This is a genomic window from Sphingopyxis sp. SCN 67-31, from assembly GCF_001725095.1.
The window spans coordinates 1-6,051 of the sequence record NZ_MEFH01000177.1 but is presented as its reverse complement, the minus strand read 5'-3'; the positions used below and the strand labels follow the sequence as shown (position 1 = coordinate 6,051).

4 protein-coding genes and 1 tRNA gene are annotated in these 6,051 nt (G+C 64.3%); 4 read left to right on the top strand and 1 reads right to left on the bottom strand.

The window, feature by feature from the left end:
• On the bottom strand, positions 1-1,067 hold a 1,067-nt coding region (locus ABS88_RS23090), incomplete at its 3' end, for an acetyl-CoA C-acyltransferase (RefSeq protein WP_286750710.1).
• Between the two features lie 166 nt (positions 1,068-1,233).
• Between ABS88_RS23090 and ABS88_RS23085 the strand changes: the two genes are divergently transcribed.
• From ABS88_RS23085 to ligD, 4 genes are all read left to right on the top strand, one after another.
• A complete protein-coding gene (locus ABS88_RS23085; RefSeq protein WP_286750709.1) occupies positions 1,234-2,688 on the top strand; it encodes a coniferyl aldehyde dehydrogenase in 1,455 nt (484 codons plus the stop codon).
• A gap of 66 nt (positions 2,689-2,754) precedes the next feature.
• Positions 2,755-2,839 (top strand) — tRNA-Leu (locus tag ABS88_RS23080).
• A 95-nt stretch (positions 2,840-2,934) separates the two neighbouring features.
• Complete coding sequence (gene ku / locus ABS88_RS23075) at positions 2,935-3,795, top strand: non-homologous end joining protein Ku (protein ID WP_286750708.1); 861 nt, start codon at positions 2,935-2,937, stop codon at positions 3,793-3,795.
• Between the two features lie 74 nt (positions 3,796-3,869).
• Positions 3,870-6,051, top strand: a 2,182-nt coding sequence (gene ligD, locus ABS88_RS23070) for a DNA ligase D (protein ID WP_286750707.1), incomplete at its 3' end; no start/stop codon positions are given.

The window sequence follows — 6,051 nt, the reverse complement described above, 5'->3', positions numbered from 1 at the left end:
CTGGCGCCGATCGGATGGCCGAGCGCGGTCGCGCCGCCGTGGACGTTGATCTTGTCGTGTGAAATGCCAAGGTCATGCATCGCGAACATCGCGACGCAGGCAAAGGCTTCGTTGACTTCGAACAGGTCGACATCGCCGATCGACCAGCCGGCCTTCGCCAGTACCTTGTTGATCGCGCCGACGGGGGCGACGGTGAAATCCTTGGGTTCCTGCGCGTGCGCGGCGTGCGCGACAAGTTTGGCGACCGGCGTCTTGCCCTTTGCTTCGGCGACCGACTGGCGCGTCAGCACGACCGCGGCGGCGCCGTCGGAGATTGACGAGCTGGTCGCCGCGGTGATCGTGCCGTCCTTGGCGAAGGCAGGACGCAGCGTCGGGATCTTGTCGGGGTTGCCCTTGCCGGGCTGTTCGTCGGTGTCGACGACAACCTCGCCCTTGCGGGTGGTCAGCGTGACGGGCGTGATTTCCGCGGCAAAGGCACCGTCGGCGATTGCGGCCTGCGCGCGTTTCAGCGATTCGATCGAATAATCGTCCTGCGCCTGGCGGCTGAGCTGATAGGCGTCGGCGGTGTCCTGCGCGAAAGTGCCCATGGCGCGGCCGGCGTCATAAGCGTCCTCCAGCCCGTCGAGGAACATATGGTCATAGGCGGTGTCATGGCCGATGCGCGCGCCCGAACGATGCTTCTTGAGCAGATAGGGGGCGTTCGTCATCGACTCCATGCCGCCTGCAACGACGAGATCGATGCTGCCTGCGGCAAGGGCTTCGGCGCCCATGATGACGGTCTGCATGCCCGAACCGCAAACCTTGTTCACGGTGGTCGCCTGCACCGACTTGGGCAGGCCCGCCTTGATCGCCGCCTGACGTGCCGGCGCCTGGCCGAGCCCGGCGGGCAGCACGCAGCCCATATAGATGCGTTCGACATCGTCGCCGGCAACGCCCGCGCGCTCGACCGCCGCCTTCACCGCGGTCGCGCCGAGATCGGTCGCGCTCGCGTCCGACAACACGCCCTGCATGCCGCCCATCGGGGTGCGGGCATAGGAGAGGAAAACGACGGGATCGGTGGCGGTCATGGCAAAAGACTCCGTAGGGGAAAGGTCATCGGTGGCCCGATTAGCGCCTTTGCTGCACTTGCGAAAGGGGGTGGGGTAGGGGGATCGCCCTAAACGATGCGCGTTTCAACTTGAAACCCGCTGCAGAGCGTGGTCAAACAGGCGCAATCATATGGGGAGACGGGTCATGGCCACCGCCATCAAGGAAGATATCGCCAGCGAAACCGCGCGGATGCAGCGCGTGCTCGAAACGCAGCGCGCCAGCTTTACCGCCGCGATGCCCGAAAGCCTGTCGGTCCGCACCGACCGCATCGACCGCGCGATCGCGCTGCTGGTCGATCATGCCGAGGATTTCGCCAAGGCGGTGAGCGAGGATTTCGGCCATCGCAGCCGCGAACAGACGTTGATGACCGACATCATGCCGTCGGTCAGCGCCCTCAAACATGCCAAGAAGCATATGGCGGCCTGGTCGCGCGGCGAAAAGCGCAAGCCCACCTTTCCGCTCGGCCTGCTCGGCGCGAAAGCCGAAGTCGTCTATCAGCCGAAGGGGGTCGTTGGCGTCGTGGCGCCGTGGAATTTCCCGGTCGGCATGGTCTTCGTGCCGATGGCGGGGATATTGGCGGCGGGCAACCGCGCGATGATCAAGCCGAGCGAGTTTACCGAGAATGTCTCCGACCTGATGGCGCGCCTCGTCCCCGACTATTTTGACGAGAGCGAAATGGCGGTGTTCACGGGCGGGGCCGATGTCGGCGTCGCGTTCTCGAAGCTGGCTTTCGACCATCTGATCTTCACCGGGGCGACCAGCGTCGGCAAGCATATCATGCGCGCCGCGGCGGATAATCTCGTGCCCGTGACGCTCGAACTGGGTGGCAAGTCGCCGACCTTCATCGGGCGCAGCGCGAACAAAGACCTCGTCGGCCAGCGCGTCGCGCTCGGCAAGATGATGAACGCGGGGCAGATCTGCCTGGCGCCCGACTATCTGCTCGTCGCCGAGGATCAGGAGGGCGAGGTGATCGACAGCGTGAGCAAGGGCGTCGCGTCGCTCTATCCGACGCTGCTCAAGAATGACGACTATACGTCGGTCGTCAACGGCCGCAATTTCGACCGCCTGCAGGGCTATCTGGCCGACGCGCGCGAAAAGGGCGCCGAGGTGATCGAGGTCAATCCCGCGAACGAGGATTTCGCGAGCGCCAACGGCCACAAGATGCCGCTCCATATCGTGCGCGGCGCGACCGACGATATGAAGGTGATGCAGGAGGAAATCTTCGGCCCGATCCTGCCGGTCAAGACCTACAAGACGATCGACGAGGCGATCGATTATGTGAATGCGCACGACCGTCCGCTCGGCCTTTATTATTTCGGGCAGGACAAAAGCGAGGAGGACCGTGTGCTGACGCGGACGATTTCGGGCGGCGTCACGGTCAACGACGTGCTGTTTCATAATGCGATGGAAGACCTGCCCTTCGGTGGGGTCGGACCGTCGGGAATGGGCAATTATCATGGGCTGGACGGCTTCCGCACCTTCAGCCACGCGCGCGCCGTTTATCGCCAGCCCAAGCTCGACGTCGCCGGGCTCGCCGGCTTCAAGCCGCCCTATGGCAAGGCGACCGCCAAGACGCTGGCGAAGGAATTGAAGAAATAGCTTGGCAAGCGGCGGCGCTTCGCCCTAGGGGGAGCGCCGCGCTTTCGGGCGATGCGCCCGTGGCAGGCCCCTGTGGTGAAATTGGTAGACGCGCTCGACTCAAAATCGAGTTCCGCAAGGAGTGCTGGTTCGAGTCCGGCCAGGGGCACCATAACCCATAATCGACCTTCAGACGCGTAACGGCTCCGGCGGAACCCGCATGGCAGGCCGCGCATTGCATTCGCATTCCGCTATGGAGGTTTGCAGATGGTGCAACGCGCCTATTGGAAGGGTCAGATCCGCCTCGCACTGGTGTCGATCCCGGTCGAAATCTATCCGGCGACCAAATCGGGGGCGAGCGTCAGCTTCCGCCAGATCCACGAACCGAGCGGCAAGCCGGTCAAATATGAAAAGGTCGTGCCCGGCATCGGCGCCATCGATACCGATGATATCGTCAAGGGCTATGAGGTGTCGAAGGGCCAGTATGTCCTGCTCGACGAAGAAGAGATCGAGGCGGTCAAGCTGGAGAGCAAGCGGACGCTCGAGCTGGTCCAATTCGTCGATGCGAGCGACATCGACATCCTCTATTACGAAAAGCCCTATTATGTCGTCCCCGCCGACGATCTGGCCGAGGAAGCCTATATCGTCCTGCGCGAAGCGCTGCGGCGAACGAAGAAGGTGGGGCTGGGGCAGCTTGCGCTGCGCGGTCAGGAACAGCTCGTCGGGCTGCGTCCCTGCGGCAAGGGGCTGGTGCTCGAAGTGCTGCGCTATGCCGAGGAAGTGAACAAGGCGGCCAGCTATTTCCGCGACGTGCCCGCGAGCAAGCCCGACGCCGACCTGCTCGATCTCGCCGAAACGCTGATCGACAAGAAGAGCGGCAAGTTCGACGCCGCCGACTATCACAATCACTATGTCGATGCGCTGAAGCGCGTCATCGCCAAGAAAACGAAAGCCAAGGGCAAGCGCGTGCTCGAGGATGTCGGGGAACCCGCCGATGTGCGCGAAGGATCGAATGTCATTGATCTGATGGCAGCGCTCAAGGCGTCGGTCGACGGCAAGAAAACGGCCGCCGCTGCGACGAAGAAGAAGGCGCCCGCCAAAAAGGCGCCGGCGAAAAAGCGGGCATAGTCTCGTGAGCGCCGGATTGCCCTCGGCTATTGTGTGCCCCTGCCTTCGCAGGGGCACAGACAAGGTGGAACGCGATGACCCGTGCCGACCCTCTCGCCCAATATAACAAGAAGCGCGATTTCAAGCTGACCCCCGAACCCGCGGGCAAGGTTGCGAAGGGGGGCGGCAATCGCTTCATCGTCCAGAAGCACGACGCAACGCGCCTCCATTACGACTTCCGGCTCGAAGTCGATGGCGTGCTCAAGAGCTGGGCGGTCACCAAGGGGCCGAGCGCGAACCCCGACGACAAGCGGCTCGCGGTGCGCACCGAAGATCATCCGATGGCCTATGCCGATTTCGAGGGGGTGATCCCCAAGGGCGAATATGGCGGCGGTTCGGTGATGCTGTGGGATCGCGGCACCTGGGCGCCGGTCGCGGGGAAGAGCGCGAAGGATCTGGAAAAGGGCCATCTTCACTTCACCCTCGACGGCGAGCGGATGAAGGGCGAATGGCTGCTCGTCCGCATGAAGCCCCGCGCCGGCGAAAAGCGCGAAAACTGGCTGCTCCGCAAGATCGACGACGCCTATGCGAGGGGCAGCGACGACTTGACCGGCCGCTACCTCACCAGCGTCCTCACCGACCGCCCGATGGCCGAGATCGCGGGCGACGAAGGCGGCGAGCAATCGCTGAAGGGCGCAAAGGGTGAAGCCTTCGCGAAGAAGATGGCGGCAGCGGCGGCGCACAATCGCAAGGTCGCCAAAGGCTCAAAAGCCGGCGCCAAGCCGCCCAAATTCCGCAAGCTGCAGCTGGCGACGCTCGTCGACACCGTGCCGGCCGGCAACAACTGGTTCCACGAGATCAAGTTCGACGGCTATCGCGCGCTCGTCGCCGCGGCGGGGGATCAGGTCGTCGTCTATACGCGCAGCGGGCTCGACTGGACCGACAAGTTCGCGCCGCTCGCGCGCCATATCGCTGCGCTGAACCTGCCGCCGTGCCTGATCGACGGTGAGATCGTCGTCTATGGCAAGGACGGCAACCCCGACTTCTCCTCGCTCCAGGCAGTCCTGAAACGCGGCCACGGCGCGCAGGACGAGGCGACCGACCTGCATTTCTTCGCCTTCGACCTGCTCGAAGAGAACGGCAAGTCGCTCACCGCACTCGGCAATCTCGAACGCAAGGAACGTCTCGAGGCGCTGCTCCGCGATGCAGCGCCGCCCATTGCGGTCGCCGATCATGTCATCGGCGCGGGCGAAACGCTCTATGAGGCGATGTGCGGCGCAGGGCAGGAGGGCATCATCGCCAAGCGCGCCGATGCACCCTATGCCGGCCGCCGGTCGAAAAACTGGGTGAAGGTCAAATGCACCCGTCGCCAGGAATTCGTCATCGTCGGCTGGAAGGAGAGTTCGGCGAAGGCACGCCCCTTCGCTTCGCTGCTCCTTGCGCAGCGCGAAAAGGGGGAACTCGTCTATAAGGGCAATGTCGGCACCGGTTTCGATGCCGATACGATGGCGATGCTCGCGGCGAAATTCGCGGGCCGCGCGCGCAAGACTGCGCCGGTCGAGGTCGACAAGGCGGCGGCGCGCAAGGTCCATTGGGTAAAGCCCGACCTTGTCGCCGAGATCGCCTTCGCCGAATATACCGCCGGCGGCTCGGTCCGCCACGCGAGCTTCGTCGGGCTGCGCGCCGACAAGGAGGCGAAGGACGTGAAACCCGAAACCAAGGCCAAGGCTCCCGGCCCGGTCAGCGACGTGAAGATCAGCAGCCGCGAGCGCGTCATCTTCCCCGAGGCAAAGGCGACGAAGGGCGACCTCGCCGACTATTATGCCGCGGTGGCGCCGGTCATGCTCCCGCACCTCGCGCGCCGCCCGGTCAGCCTCGTCCGCTGTCCGCAGGGGCGTGCGAAGCAATGTTTTTTCCAGAAGCATGATTCGGGCAGCTTCGGCCCGCACGTCCACCACGTCCCGATCGAAGAGAAGGACGGCGCCGTCGAGGATTATCTCTATGTCGAGGATGCGGACGGCATCCTCGCCTGCGTCCAGATGGGGACGATCGAATTTCACGGCTGGGGCAGCCACGCAGACGCAGTCGAACGGCCCGACCGCATGGTCTTCGACCTCGACCCCGACGAAGGGCTCGATTTCGCCGACGTCAAAAAGGCCGCGGCGGACCTGAAGCGCCAACTCGCCGACATCGGGCTTGTCAGCTTCGCGATGCTCTCGGGCGGCAAGGGCGTCCATGTCGTCGTGCCGCTCGATCCGGGGCACAGCTGGGACGCGC

What these genes read in the sequence shown, in the direction of transcription:
- ku (WP_286750708.1), top strand. Translation starts at nt 2,935, where the DNA reads ATGGTGCAACGCGCCTATTGGAAGGGTCAGATCCGCCTCGCACTGGTG.
- ABS88_RS23085 (WP_286750709.1), top strand. Translation starts at nt 1,234, where the DNA reads ATGGCCACCGCCATCAAGGAAGATATCGCCAGCGAAACCGCGCGGATG.